This is a genomic window from Paenibacillus jiangxiensis (genome assembly GCF_046098255.1).
Classification (GTDB): domain Bacteria; phylum Bacillota; class Bacilli; order Paenibacillales; family Paenibacillaceae; genus Paenibacillus; species Paenibacillus jiagnxiensis.
In genome coordinates this window covers 107,125-122,189 of the sequence record NZ_JBJURI010000017.1, presented here as the reverse complement: position 1 = coordinate 122,189, position 15,065 = coordinate 107,125, and the positions used below count along the sequence as shown (strand labels likewise).

At 46.0% G+C, this 15,065-nt stretch carries 16 protein-coding genes; 13 read left to right on the top strand and 3 right to left on the bottom strand.

Features of this window, described 5'->3' with window-relative positions; genetic code table 11:
- The first annotated feature begins 1 nt into the window (after position 1).
- The 3 genes from ACI1P2_RS17345 (at position 2) to ACI1P2_RS17335 (ending at position 3,232) form a co-directional block, all read left to right on the top strand.
- Positions 2 to 1,054, top strand: coding sequence for a hypothetical protein (locus tag ACI1P2_RS17345; RefSeq protein WP_355321129.1), 1,053 nt, complete (start codon positions 2 to 4; stop codon positions 1,052 to 1,054).
- A gap of 186 nt (positions 1,055 to 1,240) precedes the next feature.
- Complete coding sequence (locus tag ACI1P2_RS17340; RefSeq protein WP_355321106.1) at positions 1,241 to 2,260, top strand: SPFH domain-containing protein; 1,020 nt, start codon at positions 1,241 to 1,243, stop codon at positions 2,258 to 2,260.
- Between the two features lie 21 nt (positions 2,261 to 2,281).
- Positions 2,282 to 3,232 (top strand): diacylglycerol kinase catalytic domain-containing protein, encoded by a 951-nt coding sequence (locus tag ACI1P2_RS17335; RefSeq protein WP_355321105.1) that lies wholly within the window; start codon positions 2,282 to 2,284, stop codon positions 3,230 to 3,232.
- Positions 3,233 to 3,357: 125 nt separating this feature from the next.
- On the opposite strand, the gene ACI1P2_RS17330 is transcribed toward ACI1P2_RS17335, so the two are convergent.
- Positions 3,358 to 4,095, bottom strand: coding sequence for an SDR family oxidoreductase (locus ACI1P2_RS17330; protein ID WP_355321104.1), 738 nt, complete (start codon positions 4,093 to 4,095; stop codon positions 3,358 to 3,360).
- A gap of 250 nt (positions 4,096 to 4,345) precedes the next feature.
- Here ACI1P2_RS17330 and ACI1P2_RS17325 point away from each other — a divergent pair, with 250 nt between their 5' ends.
- Entirely contained in the window at positions 4,346 to 4,990 is a 645-nt protein-coding gene (locus ACI1P2_RS17325; protein WP_355321103.1) for a VC0807 family protein, read from the top strand.
- Between the two features lie 124 nt (positions 4,991 to 5,114).
- Here the strand turns inward: ACI1P2_RS17325 and ACI1P2_RS17320 are convergent, their stop codons facing one another.
- Together ACI1P2_RS17320 and ACI1P2_RS17315 are read right to left on the bottom strand one after the other, a co-directional pair.
- On the bottom strand, positions 5,115 to 5,294 hold the full coding sequence (locus ACI1P2_RS17320; protein WP_355321102.1) for a hypothetical protein: 180 nt from the start codon (positions 5,292 to 5,294) through the stop codon (positions 5,115 to 5,117).
- A 155-nt stretch (positions 5,295 to 5,449) separates the two neighbouring features.
- Complete coding sequence (locus ACI1P2_RS17315; RefSeq protein ID WP_355321101.1) at positions 5,450 to 6,121, bottom strand: O-methyltransferase; 672 nt, start codon at positions 6,119 to 6,121, stop codon at positions 5,450 to 5,452.
- 130 nt (positions 6,122 to 6,251) lie between these two features.
- Between ACI1P2_RS17315 and ACI1P2_RS17310 the strand changes: the two genes are divergently transcribed.
- The 9 genes from ACI1P2_RS17310 (at position 6,252) to ACI1P2_RS17270 (ending at position 15,064) form a co-directional block, all read left to right on the top strand.
- Positions 6,252 to 7,148 (top strand): LysR family transcriptional regulator, encoded by an 897-nt coding sequence (locus tag ACI1P2_RS17310; protein ID WP_355321100.1) that lies wholly within the window; start codon positions 6,252 to 6,254, stop codon positions 7,146 to 7,148.
- 296 nt (positions 7,149 to 7,444) lie between these two features.
- On the top strand, positions 7,445 to 8,032 hold the full coding sequence (locus tag ACI1P2_RS17305; protein ID WP_355321099.1) for an RNA polymerase sigma factor: 588 nt from the start codon (positions 7,445 to 7,447) through the stop codon (positions 8,030 to 8,032).
- Positions 8,013 to 8,753 (top strand): DUF4367 domain-containing protein, encoded by a 741-nt coding sequence (locus tag ACI1P2_RS17300; RefSeq protein WP_408976259.1) that lies wholly within the window; start codon positions 8,013 to 8,015, stop codon positions 8,751 to 8,753. Before ACI1P2_RS17305 ends, ACI1P2_RS17300 begins: the two co-directional genes overlap by 20 nt.
- Positions 8,754 to 8,824: 71 nt before the next feature.
- A complete protein-coding gene (locus tag ACI1P2_RS17295; protein WP_355321097.1) occupies positions 8,825 to 9,253 on the top strand; it encodes a hypothetical protein in 429 nt (142 codons plus the stop codon).
- A 400-nt stretch (positions 9,254 to 9,653) separates the two neighbouring features.
- Entirely contained in the window at positions 9,654 to 10,166 is a 513-nt protein-coding gene (locus ACI1P2_RS17290) for a hypothetical protein (RefSeq protein ID WP_355321096.1), read from the top strand.
- Positions 10,167 to 10,295: 129 nt separating this feature from the next.
- Positions 10,296 to 10,706: a BlaI/MecI/CopY family transcriptional regulator gene (locus tag ACI1P2_RS17285; RefSeq protein WP_408976258.1), complete on the top strand. Its 411-nt coding sequence runs from the start codon at positions 10,296 to 10,298 to the stop codon at positions 10,704 to 10,706.
- Positions 10,699 to 12,519, top strand: a complete 1,821-nt coding sequence (locus tag ACI1P2_RS17280; protein ID WP_355321094.1) for a M56 family metallopeptidase — start codon at positions 10,699 to 10,701, stop codon at positions 12,517 to 12,519. Before ACI1P2_RS17285 ends, ACI1P2_RS17280 begins: the two co-directional genes overlap by 8 nt.
- Before the next feature lie 363 nt (positions 12,520 to 12,882).
- The gene (locus ACI1P2_RS17275) at positions 12,883 to 13,983 is read left to right on the top strand and encodes an amidohydrolase/deacetylase family metallohydrolase (RefSeq protein WP_355321093.1); all 1,101 of its coding nucleotides are present in this window, start codon (positions 12,883 to 12,885) and stop codon (positions 13,981 to 13,983) included.
- Positions 13,961 to 15,064, top strand: a complete 1,104-nt coding sequence (locus ACI1P2_RS17270; protein WP_355321092.1) for a DgaE family pyridoxal phosphate-dependent ammonia lyase — start codon at positions 13,961 to 13,963, stop codon at positions 15,062 to 15,064. Before ACI1P2_RS17275 ends, ACI1P2_RS17270 begins: the two co-directional genes overlap by 23 nt.
- The last annotated feature ends 1 nt before the right edge of the window (position 15,065 follow it).

The window sequence follows — 15,065 nt, the reverse complement described above, 5'->3', positions numbered from 1 at the left end:
AATGAATATGGATTTTGATGATTTAATGTTCGAGGCGTACGATCTGCCCGGCGGCAGAGCAAAAATTGAACTGCTGGAGGAAGCTGTTAAATTAGCGGACAGTACCGGCAATGTTGAACAGGGATTTGAAGCCCGTTTTGAGCTGGTTGAAGCGGCGACCTTTAACGGTTATCCCAAGAAAGCCCTGGTGAACTTTTCCTGGCTGCTGGGGCAGTTCGATAAAGACCCGGACAGCTATGACGGGTACAATTTGCTGTGGTCGTACAAGTGGATTATTGATAAGATTGCCTGCTTCCCGGAAATCAGCCGCACGCAGATTGACGGCCTGTTGGAGGACATGAAGAAACGCTACCGCGAACATGGCTATAATGACCGTACATATTATTATTACCGGATGACTTTGGCCCTCCAGTATGGCGAGCTTGAGGAAGCGGGGCGTTTCTTCAGGGAAATTCAAGCCATGGACCGTGATGAGATGAGTGATTGTGCAGCGTGCGAGCAGGATCAGTTTGTCAAATACTATGTCCTGGCAGGAGACGATCAGCGGGCGATTGAAACGGCGGAGCCGATCCTGTCAGACCGGATGAGCTGTGCCGAGGTTCCACATGTCACTTACCCGCAGGTTTTGCTGCCGCTGTACCGGCAGGGCCGCTTGCAGGAAGCCGAGAAGTACCAACGGCAGGGATATCGTCTTATCAAGGGAGAGCGGGATTTCGTACTGCAAATCAGCCAGCATATCGCCTATTTAACGAAAACGGACCCCGTTAAAGGGCTTGAGCTCTTTGAACTGCATGCGCCGCTCGCTCTGGATCATGAGAATCCGCATGACCGGATGATGTTCAACGCCCATGCCTCCACCTTGTTCAAGCGACTGGCAGCCGAGCCGATGAATTTTGAGGTCAGATTGCCGGCGGACTTTCCTTATGCTGATGAATCAACGGATGTTGAACGTTTGTCGGAGCGATTCAGGGATATGGCCGTTACGGCAGCCCGGCAGTTTGATGAGCGCAACGGAAATCGCCATTATGAAAGTTTTATAGATAGCTTCCAATAAAAACGTAGACTCGGAAACCAAGGATGTCAGGGCTTGTAGCTCCTGGCATCCTTTTTCTTTGGGAAGATAAGGGAGAATTGTTCATGATAAATTGTAAATGTCATATTGAAATTATCAATTTAACATGTTATCCTTTGGATATTCATAACCGGGTTGACCCGGAAAAACGGAAGCGAGGGATCGCCTATGTTCGGCTTCAAATTTGTTAAATTTCAGCCCAGCGAGTATGTGATGAAGATGAAAAACGGAAAGGTAGTCAGGGAAGGTGTCGGTTTGTCCTTTTATTATTATGAGCCGACCACTTCGGTGGCCGTTGTGCCGGTGTCGTCGATTGATGTTCCGTTTATGTTCGAGGAAATGACGAATGATTACCAGAAGGTCACCGTGCAAGGACAGCTGACTTATCGAATCGCCGGTTACCGGAAAATGACGGAAATTTTGAACTATACCTATGATCTGAAGCATAAACGGTATTTGTCCGATGATCCGGGAAAGCTTGACCAGCGGGTGATCAACATTGCGAAGGTGCGATTAAAAAAGTACCTGGAACGGATGCCGCTGCGTGAAGCGCTTCAATCCAGTGAACAGCTGGCGTTTAACGTCAGAAAGGAAGTGGCCCAGGACGAGGAGCTTGAAAATCTCGGTCTGCAGCTGCTGGGTCTGTCGATTCTGGCCGTTCTGCCGAACAAGGAAACGATGCGTGCGCTGGAGGCAAGAGCGAGAGAGGAGATTTTGCAAAGCGCGGATGAAGCGCTGTATGAGCGGCGGAACGCGTCTATTGAGCAGGAGAGACGGGTCAAAGAGAATGAACTGAACACGGAAATTGCGGTTGAGACGAAGAAGCAGCAAATCCGGGAAACGGAGCTTGCCGCAGAGCGTGCGATTTTGCTGAAAAGGAATGAAATGAAGGAGGAGCAGCTCCGGTTTGATACCGAGATGGAGGAGAAAAAGCGGGCGCTGATTGAGCTTACCGTCTCCAACCGCAAAGCAGAATCCGACGCCAAAGCCTATGAGCTTGCCGCCGTCATGAAGTCGCTGGAAGGGGTCAACCCGAATGTGCTGCAGTCGATGACCAATATAGACATGAGTCCAGACAAGCTGATTGCGATCGCATTCCAGGAGCTGGCGGAGAAGGCCGAGAAAATCGGGCAGCTGAACATTACTCCAGACCTGCTGCAGGGCTTGATGGATAACCGAATGAGATGAGTTGAAAAGGAGGGTTACCCGATGAAGCAGCGGATGACGGAGGAGAAGATTGTGCTGATCAAGCGCAGGACACGGCTGGAGGAGCTTGTGGCACGTTATAACACGATCAGCCAGGCGGAATTTTATATCCGGCGGCTTGGAGCGGACTTCAGCGATTATGCGGCTGAGGATCAGACCTACCAAAAGGCGGTAAGTCAGGCTCTGACCGGGCTGGAGAGTCTGGGGCGGGTGCAGGTCATTGACCGGGAACATGTACCGAACTTTATTTTTGGGGAACAGGATATCGTGGTTGTGCTGGGGCAGGATGGGCTTGTGGCCAACACGATGAAGTACCTGGAGGAGCAGCCGCTCATCGGCGTCAATCCCGATCCGCTGCGGTGGGACGGTGTGCTGCTGCCCTTTTCAGTCAAAGATCTGGGTAGTATTGTCCGCGATGTTATGGCAGAGCGGCGGCTGGTCAAGGAAGTTGTGCTTGCCAAAGCGGAGCTCAATGACGGACAGACGCTGTACGGGGTAAACGATCTCTTCATCGGCCGTAAAACGCATGTATCCGCACGATACGAGCTGACGCTTGCCAATCATACAGAGCGGCAGTCCTCAAGCGGGATTATCGTATCAACAGGGCTTGGTGCAACTGGCTGGCTGAAGAGCGTTTTGGCGGGGGCTACCGGCATTGCCGGCAGTCTGGCCTATTCCGAAGCTGCTGTTGTGCCCGGCCTGGACCTCGGACATTTTCATTGTGATTCGTCTTATCTGCTGTTCACGGTTCGAGAGCCTTTTCCGAGCAGGTCAACGGAAGCAGGACTCGTCTTCGGGAAAATAGATGCCGGAAATCCGCTGCGAATCGTTTCACAAATGCCGGAAAATGGCGTCATTTTCAGTGACGGTGTTGAGGATGATTTTCTTGAATTCAATTCGGGTGTGGAGGTGAGGATTGGTCTTGCGGAACGGAAGGGACGACTGATTGTATGAAAAGAGGAAAGCCCCAGTTCCATTGAACCAGGGACTTCCCTTCGTTTGTTGGGAGGTGCTCCGGGAACGAAGCATTCCTCCCTTCGTAGTTCAAAAGGAATTTCTTGTCCCCATTTTGAAAAAGATTAATATGGACTCGCCGCTGGTCTCACGATGATCTCGCTTACGTCTACCTCGGCAGGCTGCTCGACAGCGTACTGAATAGAACGGGCGATAGCGGACGCGGGAATGGCAATCCGGCGGTACTCCTTCATGAACTCGCGAGATTGCTCATCCGAAATGCTGTCGGCAAGCTCGGATTCCGTGACTCCCGGTGAAATCAGGGTGACGCGAATATCACTGCCGACCTCCATTCGCAACCCGTCGGTAATGGCGCGGACGGCATATTTGGTGGCACAGTATACCGCAGCGGTCGGCGTTACGCTGTACGCTCCGACGGATGCGACATTAATGAACTGGCCGAAGCCCTGCTGCTTCATGAGAGGCAGTCCGGCGGCAATGCCGTGCAGCACTCCTCTGATATTGACGTCAATCATCCGGTTCCATTCATCGATTTTCAAGGCTTCCAGCGGTGAAAGGGGCATTACGCCCGCGTTATTCACCAGCACATCCACACGGCCGAACTTGCTCTTCGCGAAGCTGATAAACTCATCCATCTGCTCCTTGCTGGTGACATCCAGGGCGCAATATTCTGCAGTTCCTCCTTTGGAACGGATTTCGGCCGCGAGTGCTTCCAGCCTTTCCGTCCGTCTCGCTCCCAGGACGATACTGGCTCCCTGCTCGGCCAGCAGGCGGGCTGTCGCTTCACCGATTCCGCTGCTTGCACCTGTAATAACAACAACTTTTCCCTTAACATTGGACATTTGCGAATCTCTCCTTTGTTTTAAGCTTGTGTTCATTATGGAACATCCGGCTTTGCAGCCGATAGAAGATTCATCCCAAATCATTGCAGAATCCTCTCAAGGCAGCTGACAAAGGAGAATATTTTTGTTGTCCATTTACAAACCGACCGTCCGGAGCAGCAGCATACGGCACCACAGGAAGTTATGAAGCTGATGATTGAAGCATTAAAACCGCGTGATCGTTAAATATGGCAGAAAGGGGCCTTTCATCATGAACCGCAAAAAGGTGTTTAAAGGAGTAGTTATAGCGTTCGTTATTAATGGGGTACTGCCCTTGCTCATTTACAAGCTGCTGGAAGGAAGGACATCCAATACAACAGCTTTGATGATTGCCATGCTTATTCCTCTTGGTGATACGCTGTATCATCTTATTGTGCGCAGAAAGCTCGATATTTTCGCGGCATTTATGGCTGCTGGTTTTATTCTGAGTCTTCTGGCAACGCTGCTTGGGGGCAGCGAGAAGCTGATTCTGCTGCGAGAATCCTTTGTAACGGGAATTATGGGGATGTTCTTTTTAGGCTCTTTGCTCCTGGAAAAACCGTTAATTTATCATTTCGCGCTGCGGTTTACCGTTGGAGACAACCCGGATCGGCAGTCCTCCTTTGCAGAGAATTGGAAGCTGTCCTATATTCGCAAAGTATTCCGTATCATGACGCTAGGCTGGGGGATTGCGTTGGTGGCAGAGGCTGCGGTAAAAGGGGTGCTGGTATATACGCTTTCCATCACCTCGTTTCTGGCCGTTTCAAGTCTGGTGATGTACGGTTTTATAGGCATGGCCATCTTGTGGACTTCCTTGTACCGCAAATCCGCACGCCGTTATCTGCAGTCCATTCGAGCCGGGATGCAAGCTGAATAGAGACATAAGGCCAGTCATTCTGCGGCTGGCCCGTTTCAATGCAGAATCGCAGAAAAACAAGTTGGCCGCTGAGACAGCGGCCCTTTTTGGTATCTCGGAAATATAAGATTTCAGGAACGAGGTATCAGGACTTGAACTTGCGGGTCAGCCGTTTCTTATCCCGGTACATCCTGATCCATCTCTTGAGTCTGTTCTCTTCCTTGCGTTCCTGCAGCGCAGCTTTCATGCCTCTGATAAGCAGCTCGGAACGCTGTTTGTCGTTACGACCGGTCTTGCGGAGCTGCTTAATAAAGTTGTCATCCATGTCCGTATCTCCATAGAAAGAAATTCTTCATTTATCCCAAGTTTGCTAAAGTAATTATACAGAACATATGTTCTCATTTCAAGTCATTACTTCATAAATCGGAACAATCTGCGGAATATGGAGACAGGCAAAGAGATGGATTTGTGAAGCTAGTGTCAGCCGGTTACAAGTCCCAGCACAAAGCCGTCATAGCCTTTGCTTCCAACCGTCTGCATGGCCGTGGCATTGATTCGGGGTTCATCCGCCAGGAGGTCATAAAAGGCACGCACCCCGTGAATTCTGGGGTCAGTGCTGTGCTTATTTATAATTTCGCCTTCCCGGATGACATTGTCGCCGATGATTACCGTGCCAGGATGTGAAAAATGGAGTGCCCACCGCAGATAAGCCGGATTGTTGGGTTTGTCGGCATCAATGAAGATCAGATCAAAGGGTTCAGTGCCTTCCTGATCCAACTGAGCAAGCTGCTCCAAGGCATTGCCCAGGCGCAAATCCACCTTTTCCTCCAGGCCTGCAAGGGCGAAATTGGCTCTGGCCACCTGCGCATGGCGCGGGTCCAGCTCCAGTGTCACAATTTTCCCGTCAGCAGGAAGCGTTCTGGCCATCCAGATGGTACTGTAGCCCCCCAGAGTGCCGATTTCCAGAATTCGTTTGGCACCTGCCATTTGCGCCAGCAGGGACAGCAGCTTTCCCTGGCATGGAGATACATCGATTGCCGGCAGATCAGCCTGCCGATTGGCCTCAAGCACCTGTTCCAGAATGGGGTCATGCGCAATCAGTTTCTCTCCAATATACTCGTCTACCTTAGACCATGTGTTTGACTGGCTCATATCGACCACTGCTCCTTATTTGATTTTTCCTTTCGAATTCATTATATTTCCGTTAAAGTTATAAATATAATATATGTTTTTGCTCTTACTATACATTTATTATATAAATCGAGGAAACGGAGTTGTCTACATGAATTTGCACGCATTGCGCCTTTTTCACGTCATTGCCGCTACAGGGAGCGTTACGCGCGCCTCTGACGCGCTTAATATCAGCCAGCCTGCGATAACAGCCCAGATCAAGAAATTTGAAAAGGAGCTGTCCCTCACGCTCATCCAGCCTCAGGGTAGAGGGATTGCCCTGACAGATGCCGGTGAGCAGCTATCTGTCCTGGCCAAGAGATTGTTCGCGGTCGAACAGCAAATGGAGCGTTTTGTGCAGGAATATCGCAGCGGGACTGTTGGCTCGATTCGAATCGCTGCTACTTATTTGCCTGCACATTTTCTCATGCCCGCCTGGCTTGCCCAATTCAAAAAGCAGTATGAACAGGTAGAAATGAAGATCACCACAACGAACTCCAGCGGCGCTTTGGAGCAGCTTCTGAACCTGGAGGCGGACATCGCCGTTTACGGTGGAAGACCTGAGGAATATCCGGATACGGTACAGGCGGAGGAGCTTTTTCAGGATGAGCTGTGGTTCGTGGTCGCCCCCAATCATCGCTATGCCAACCGGAAGGTGTCTTTGACCGAAATGATGAAGGAGCCCTTTGTCATGCGGGAGGAAGGTAGCTCGACGCGGGAGCGATTATTTTCCCTATGCCGTACATACAATGCGCCCGCTCCTACCATTTCCCTGCAATTTAACGGGCTGCATGAGGCGATTACGGCCGTGATTGCCGGGTACGGTGCGAACTTTGTGTCGTCCCTGGTCGTCAGGGATTATGTGGAGCGCGGGGAGCTGTGCCGGGTTGAGGTGGAAGGGGTGCACATGAAGAATACGATCGCTGTGTGTACACGTAAACATGAGGAATTACCTGCCGCAGCGCAGAATTTTATCCAGATGGTCCGGGAGCATCCGTTTAGAGCTTGAGAGCAAGAGGGTGAGTAAAATCCAAAGGAGAGCCTGAGCCGGACCTTCGACAGAAGCCCCTTTTCATCATTAATTTATAAATAGCAGAGTTTGAATAAAGTAATACTGAATCTAGTATTGCAGTTTACAATATGAGGTAAATAGTCTATGATTAAGGTGAACTGGTAGGTAAATATTACTAAAATTTTATGATTCGAGTTTCATTTTTAAGGTGGTGAGGTAGTTTTTGAAACTATGTGATTTTTCTATGTGATTTTATACCATTAAGCTTTGTTGTATGAAGAGGAGGAGGAGCTGTGTTTTTCTTCATTATATCTACTACTGAAAGTAAAGAGGATGAGGTATTTTTAACCGAGTTGTATGAAAAATATTATCCTATAATGAAAAGGAAAGCGTTTGAAATCTCACATGATTACAACATTGTAGATGATTTAATACAGGAAGCGTTCGTGAGGTTGATCGATAAAGTTCAAACTTTAAAGTCTTTAGAACCTCGTAAACAAGTTTCTTACCTTGTACAGACAGTTCAGAACATTACTCTCAACTACATAAAACAACGAAAGAGGAAAACTGACAGAACTGTTCTAAATACAAAAGATGACGGTGTTGAATGGATCGTTGATGATCAGCCTAGTCTTGAAGAAATGTACAACCTTAAGGAGGAATATCGGCAAATTGGGCTAGCCATTAGAGGATTGTCTGAACGTGATCGACTCTTATTATACAATAAGTATATTTTGGAGCTAAGCGATAAAGAGATAGCAGTCACTTTAGGGATTCAAACAGCAAATGTTCGCTCTTATTTAACAAGAGCAAGACGCAGAGCGATGAAACTACTTCTAAAAAAAGGGCCGGAGGCAGCAAATGAAATTACATACGGATAGAAGGAAAATGAAAGAAGAGTATGAGGAACTTATTATCCGGATGGCCCTGGATAGATATGCAGAAGAGCATGGAGAGAATTTACTTAAGGAAAATGAATTGCTCAAAAAGGATAAATCTCATCTTCCTTCGGAAGCCAGTAGAAAGGCATTTAAAAGAAAATTGGACTTCCAATATAATAGGAAACGACTGATGAAAACATTGAATAAAAAGGTAGGTACTAGGATTGCCATAGTTTTTTTACTCTTTGTTGCAACTTTCTCTGTTTCTGTAGTTTCTGTAGAGGCCTTCAGAATAAAGCTATATAACTTTTTTGTTGATATAAAAGTTGACCATGCTGAAGTACGTTTAGTAAAAATGAGAGATAATGAAACCAGTAAATTTCGTGAAGGGGAATTCATCATTGAAGTACCTTTCGAATATGAACTGTACCAAGTGCAGAGAATTAAGAGTTCCTTAACCGCAACTTACAAGAACCGCAAGAATGAGATCATTATCTTTGAACAATCTACTGGACATGTGATAACAAACGTTGATTCGGAGGAGACTGATGTGGTAAGTGATGTCTCTGTCCAAGGGCACAAAGGTTTTTATAGTAAAAAAGTCAATATCATTTCGTTAATTTGGAGTAATAATGAACGAGTTTTTTATATTAGTTCAAACTCAAATTCGATTTCTAAAAATGATTTAATCCGTATCGGAGAAAGTATTAAAGTTAAATAGAAAAAGATGTTGCAACACCTTAATGAGAGTTGTCCTTTATATAAGAACAACTTATATGAGGAGGAATTTGCTTGAAAAAACAACTTATTGCTACACTATGTTTATCTTTTGTTTCTGTATTAATACTAGGGACATCTATTGTTGCGGCAGGGGATGATGAGAAAATTATTATTCCATATTATGATTATATTTCAGCAACAACAGTCTCGTTATCTATTGAAAATAATGGTCTAGCATACAGTAGTGGGTCTTTAAAAATATATGAGGATTACGATACTTCCATAACTCTAATATTGCAACGAAAGGAAAGCGGTAGTAATACATGGACAGATGTAAAGTCGTGGACTCAATCTTTTTCAGGGATCGGTTCGCATGTTTTTGAGAAGAAATATTATGTAAGCTCAGGATATACGTATAGGGTTATAAATACCACTAAAGTATTAAGGAATGGTTCGGTCATTGAAACGATTCATTCTTACTCTCATGAAGAGAGGTATTGAGTTCCTAAACCAGCTATAAAAAATTCACTAAGATGCTCTCTTTCTTAAGGAAAGTGAGCATTGTTTTTTACCAAGCCAATCAATACTTTGTTCAGAAAAAAATTCCGAAAACCTGTTGCAATTAATAGATTGGGGGTGTCAATTATAGTGAAAGGAAAAGTTAAGTTGCAGGCTATAATAGCTGATGGTTTGAGACTTATTAATCGAGGTGCTAACTGTTCTTAATACTTAACAATTACGCTACATAGGATTTGATGTGAACAGTTATCATAAATCAGAAATTCATAAGGGGGGGATTATAGCTAAAAAGAGTTGGAAATATGCATAGCTTCTGCCGTTATTAAGTCGATTAAAACTATTGGTTAACTGAACGAAAAATCAGAAAAGGAGAGTTCTAAAAATGAAAATTAGAAATGTGTTTACTCTAATGTTATCTTTGGTGCTACTCTTTGCTTTGTCTGTGAGTGCGTTTGCTTCAGAAACGGACAGACAAGACAGAGAAGGAGTGCTTCCCAACGGATTAAAGTATAAGATTCATTATTTGACTGATGAAGAAATTGCAGACAGAGAGAATGCAGTTAAACCATTTTCCTATTCCTGGTCAGGGAATGTTAACGTTCCAATCTCGAATGCAGCCGGTACGAATGGCAAACAACTCGGCAAGGATTTTGTAATTGGTCCGGATACAACAGCCATTATTACTGTGGGGAGCCTGCCAAGTACTATGCCTACTGTAAATGTTGCTGCGGCAGCGACAAATGGAATGTGGACGGATTGGATTCCTAATGTAGGTGGAAACTCGGAAATTACTTTTGAACCCGGCGATGGTTATGAATACTATAGCTATGCAGTTAAAGTCAGCACTTCAGAAAATGCTTCGAAATCAGCAAGCTTCTCTATCGAAACAGAATAATTTTTATTCCAAGCGAGTTGTACTTATACGGACAAAACATTCCAGAGGGCCTCAAGCTTCACTAATTGTGAAGCCGGGGCCTTTTTTTGTCGAAATAAAAAAATTGATTTCGTTTCAATGATGTGTATAATGAAAAACATAACGTTGAAACGAAAGGGGATGGAGATAATTCATATTACGGCTGCGGAGATGGAAATTATGCGTGTAATTTGGGATAGTGGGCGAAGAATGACAACCAAAGACATTGTTGAGAAGCTGCCCAATAAAAAGGTTACGACTGTTGTCACCCTTGCTGGACGCTTAATTGACAAAGGTGTGTTGAGCTCTGTCAAGCTTGGCCGCTCCCACGCACACGAATACTGGGCGAAAATCAGCGAGGAAGAATATCAAAAGATGCAAACTAAGCAGTTTATCCATTCGATTCACAAAGGATCGGCACTAAGCTTAATTAATACTTTGTTTAAAGACGAAGAATTAACAAAGGAAGACATAGAAGAACTTAAAAAGTTTATTAACAAGAAGGCGATTGAGAATGATTAACTGGTTGGTCTCTACGTCTGTTACAGGGAGTCTGGTGGCTCTTTTTCTAATCCTGTTTAAAAGATTATGGATTAGAAGGCTGGGTGGAAGTGGCTATTACTTAGTATGTACAATGACTTTGTTGTTGTTTGTCCTGCCTATACGGATTTCAATCCCTTACCATTTTTCCAACGATATAATTCACAATGTTCTTTTGGAAAATGAATCGAGGGATACGATCCGTCAGACAGAAATAGAATCATACAAAGCATCTCCTGCTCCAAAACCTGACCATGAGCATATGCTTTCGTTTTTAAGCCAAAGTATATCCATAATTTCTCTCGAAAACTGGATTAAGTTTATTTGGGCTTGTGGTTTTATATTTATGTTGTCTCGCAGTTTGATAAGTTACTTTCGATTTAAACGACAGGTGATCCATCAAAGCCCAATAGATCATGCGGATTGTTTGAATGTTATAAAAAGTCATCGTGTTTACTCCCCCATGTTAATTGGATTTATTAAACCTGCCATTGTCATCCCAGATCAGCATATAGATGAAGAAGACTACAAGTTAGCTATCCTGCATGAATTGAACCATTATAAGCAGGGCGACGTATGGATTAAATTATTAGCCGTTCTAATCAATTCGTTGCATTGGTTTAATCCTATAACTTACTTAATTGTTACAAACTTAAACGAAGCTTGTGAATACTCTTGTGACGAGAAGTTAACAAAACAAATGAAAATGAGCGAGAAAAAAAAATACAGTGAAATGATATTATCCTTTGCTTCACGAGCAACACCATTTTTAAGCAACAATTTGGTCAAGAATAAAAAGCAATTGTATAGGAGGTTTGAGCTAATCATGGGATCATCCTCAAGTGAAAGGAAATTATTAGGTATTTTAATGATATGTGCCATAGTATTGGCCTCTATTTCAGCGACTTCTCTCGTCTTTGCAGAAACACCAAAACAGCTCACTGAAAATGCAGGTGCCCTTAAAACTTACTACAATCCTTCTAAAACGCTTGAACAAAACGTTCGTAGTACTCTTGGAAAACAACAATCTTCAGAAAAGGTTCAAGTTCGTGTCAAGGAAGCTCCTTTTTTTATCGATGCCGATGGATTAAAGGTTGATTTATTCAACCGCAGCGAGTCCTATTATAAGATCACTCGTGAATGGAGATCAAAAAATGCAGGATTGAAACAGAAGACTTTAGCTATTGAAGGGAAAACCGTTACTGTTGCCTTTTCTCCAGAAGCAGCTTCCTACAAGGACGATCCAGTCATTGAGCGAATGGTTCGCAATCAGATCTCATTTGAATTAAAGTTTAAGAGCACGAAATATGACCATACAGCTTTTATTAATGAACTTATAAAGGAGGGAGCGATTATTATCCAGAGTGTTACAGAGGCAAAGAATTTTCAATTTGAATTCAGGACCAATAATAATGGGGACCAGTTGGGCGAGAAACCATTAACCCGTTATGACAAAAGGGACAAAATAGTAAATATCTTCAATCAAAAAGTTAAGCTTAATAGAAATATAGACGGGGGACAAGGTAAACAGATAGGGAAAAGTTTCATTGTCAAGAACGGAGAAACCTTGGCCATTGATATTAAGGAACTTACTGATAAAATGCCAACCATAAACTGGACTATTATAAATGTGACAACGGGTGAGGCGGTTGAGGAGAGGTCTGGTGCTCCTGGTGGATATAGATATATATTTACTCCTGGGAAATTAAACGCGAATAATACATTTAAAATAATTATGAGCGGTGAAGATAGTGATAGTGCAGGTGTAGAAATTTTCACCTTCAAAGAATCGTAAGGTAATGAAAATGTCAAATTAGCCATGTATGCGAGAACACATATGCATGGCTTTTTTTTTATCTAGAATTGCTGTTCCCACATTTCATCGTTTTTTGAAAGTCCGATTTTTCCTGTCTTAAATAATAAATAGACTGTCCCTTCACGCTCAACGTCAGTATAGACGAGGCATTAATGATGGGAAGATAATAATGGTTGAACGGGCGCATAAAAAAATTCACCTAAACATTATAACGTTATATTCTTTTCTCGCTCAAGATGTGGTATTGTTGATCTATAAAGAGCGGCTGCTCCGGTAAGAGAGGGAGCCAAACAAGCTATCGCCTTATGAAGGATGGGAGGCCGTTCGGGAAGGAAGGAGTACATGTCTGAACGTTTGGTCATTCGCAATGTGAAATTTGTCAATGGACAGACCGCCGATATTGCTGTCGAGAACGGGATGATTGCGGAGATTGCCCAGGGAGGCTCGCTGCCGGGAAGCGATGGTTTTGACGGCACTGGGCTGTACGTATCCAGCGGCTGGATCGACATGCATGTGCATGCTTTTCCGGAGTTTGATCCGTATGGGGACGAGATCGACGAGATTGGCGTCAAGCAGGGAGTGACGACGATCATCGATGCAGGGAGCTGCGGCGCTGACCGGATCGGGGAGCTGCAAGCAAGCGCGGCAGCAGCGAACACCCGCTGTTTTGCATTTCTGAATATCTCGCACATCGGATTGCAGCGGGTGGATGAGCTGTCCCAGCTGGAGTGGATCGACAAGGAAAAGGTCAGGGAGGCTGTCACTCTGTATCCGGACTTCATTGTCGGCCTGAAGGCGCGTATCAGCCGCAGTGTGGTGAAGGACAGCGGTATTCGGCCGCTGCAGCTGGCGCGTGAGCTGTCGGAGGAAAACGGACTGCACCTGATGGTGCATATCGGCTCGGCTCCGCCGCAAATCGAAGAGGTGATCCCTCTGCTCGCCAAAGGGGACGTGGTCACCCACTATCTGAACGGCAAGCCGAACAATCTGTTCGATGAAGCCGGTAAGCCGCTGTCTGTGCTGGTGGATGCGGTCAAGCGGGGAGTACATCTGGATGTCGGCCACGGCTCGGCGAGCTTCTCATTCCGGGTCGCCGAGCACGCCAAGCAAAACGGCATTCAGCCTGACACGATCAGCACCGACATTTACCGGGGCAACCGTCTGAACGGACCGGTCTACAGTATGGCGAACGTGCTGTCCAAGTTTTTGTATCTGGGCTACAGCCTGGAAGAGGTTATTCATGCCGTCACCGTCAAAGCGGCAGACTGGCTGGGCAGGCCCGAGCTCGGCCGCATTCAGGTCGGGGACGATGCCAACCTGACGCTGTTTGCCGTCAAGCAGGAGCCGATTGTGCTTGTCGATTCTGAAGGCGAGGAACGAACTGCGGACCAATATATTGAAGCTAAAGGAGCTGTCATTCATGGATCATTCTTTACTTGCTAAATACGGATTGAAACGGGTCATTAACGCCAGCGGCCGCATGAGTATTCTGGGCGTCTCAGCACCTACGGATACGGTAATGGAAGCGATGAAGACCGGCGGGCAGCAGTATGTGGAGATTGCTGACCTGGTGAATAAAGCCGGCGACCATATCGCGCAAATTTTGGGCTCAGAGGCGGCTGTCGTCGTCAACTCGGCTTCCAGTGGCATTGCACTGTCGGTTGCGGCCATAGTGACCCAGGGCAACAAACGCCTGAGCGAACGGCTTCACCAGGACCCCATTGCCAAGAATGAAATCATTATCCTGAAGGGACATAACGTACAGTATGGCGCTCCTGTGGAGACGATGGTGTATCTGGGCGGAGGAAAGCTCGTCGAAGTGGGCTATGCCAATGAAGGCCGGAAGGAGCATATCGAAGACGCCATAAACTATCAGACGGCCGCTATTTTATATGTAAAATCCCATCACAGTGTGCAAAAGAACATGATCTCCGTGGAGGAAGCCTGGGAAGTCGCGCAGCGGCGGGGTGTACCGCTCATCGTGGATGCGGCGGCGGAAGAGGATATTTATAAATATGTCAAGGTATCCGATCTGGCCATTTACAGCGGCTCCAAAGCCATTGAAGGACCGACCTCCGGCATTGTCGCCGGCAAGCGCCAATATATTGAGTGGCTGAAGGTGCAGCTGCACGGCATCGGGCGCAGCATGAAGGTTGGCAAGGAATCGACATTTGGCCTGCTGCAGGCGCTCGACGAATATATCCGCAAGGAGGATAAGAGCGAGCAGGAGAAAGAATCGCTTCAGGCCTTGATGGTATTGAATGAGCTGCCGGGTGTCCGCGTGGGCATCGTGCAGGACGAGGCAGGCAGAGCGATTTTCCGCGGACGGATCCAGATTAACGCAGCCGAGGCCGGCATCGATGCCAAGCAGATGAATGATCAATTGCGTGAAGGGCAGATTGCCATCTATACACGCGACTATGGAGTACGGCAGGGATACTTCGATCTGGATGCGCGCTCCTTCCAAGGGGATGACATCCAGGTGATCGTATCGAGAATTCAGGAAATTGTGGGAGGAAAATAAT

Coding starts and splice junctions, on each gene's coding strand:
- ACI1P2_RS17275 (WP_355321093.1), top strand. CDS start 12,883: ATGTCTGAACGTTTGGTCATTCGCAATGTGAAATTTGTCAATGGACAG.
- ACI1P2_RS17315 (WP_355321101.1), bottom strand. CDS start 6,121: ATGAGCCAGTCAAACACATGGTCTAAGGTAGACGAGTATATTGGAGAG.
- ACI1P2_RS17270 (WP_355321092.1), top strand. CDS start 13,961: ATGGATCATTCTTTACTTGCTAAATACGGATTGAAACGGGTCATTAAC.
- ACI1P2_RS17345 (WP_355321129.1), top strand. CDS start 2: ATGAATATGGATTTTGATGATTTAATGTTCGAGGCGTACGATCTGCCC.
- ACI1P2_RS17285 (WP_408976258.1), top strand. CDS start 10,296: ATGAAAAACATAACGTTGAAACGAAAGGGGATGGAGATAATTCATATT.
- ACI1P2_RS17330 (WP_355321104.1), bottom strand. CDS start 4,095: ATGTCCAATGTTAAGGGAAAAGTTGTTGTTATTACAGGTGCAAGCAGC.
- ACI1P2_RS17320 (WP_355321102.1), bottom strand. CDS start 5,294: ATGGATGACAACTTTATTAAGCAGCTCCGCAAGACCGGTCGTAACGAC.
- ACI1P2_RS17300 (WP_408976259.1), top strand. CDS start 8,013: ATGAAATTACATACGGATAGAAGGAAAATGAAAGAAGAGTATGAGGAA.
- ACI1P2_RS17335 (WP_355321105.1), top strand. CDS start 2,282: ATGAAGCAGCGGATGACGGAGGAGAAGATTGTGCTGATCAAGCGCAGG.
- ACI1P2_RS17290 (WP_355321096.1), top strand. CDS start 9,654: ATGAAAATTAGAAATGTGTTTACTCTAATGTTATCTTTGGTGCTACTC.
- ACI1P2_RS17280 (WP_355321094.1), top strand. CDS start 10,699: ATGATTAACTGGTTGGTCTCTACGTCTGTTACAGGGAGTCTGGTGGCT.
- ACI1P2_RS17340 (WP_355321106.1), top strand. CDS start 1,241: ATGTTCGGCTTCAAATTTGTTAAATTTCAGCCCAGCGAGTATGTGATG.
- ACI1P2_RS17310 (WP_355321100.1), top strand. CDS start 6,252: ATGAATTTGCACGCATTGCGCCTTTTTCACGTCATTGCCGCTACAGGG.
- ACI1P2_RS17325 (WP_355321103.1), top strand. CDS start 4,346: ATGAACCGCAAAAAGGTGTTTAAAGGAGTAGTTATAGCGTTCGTTATT.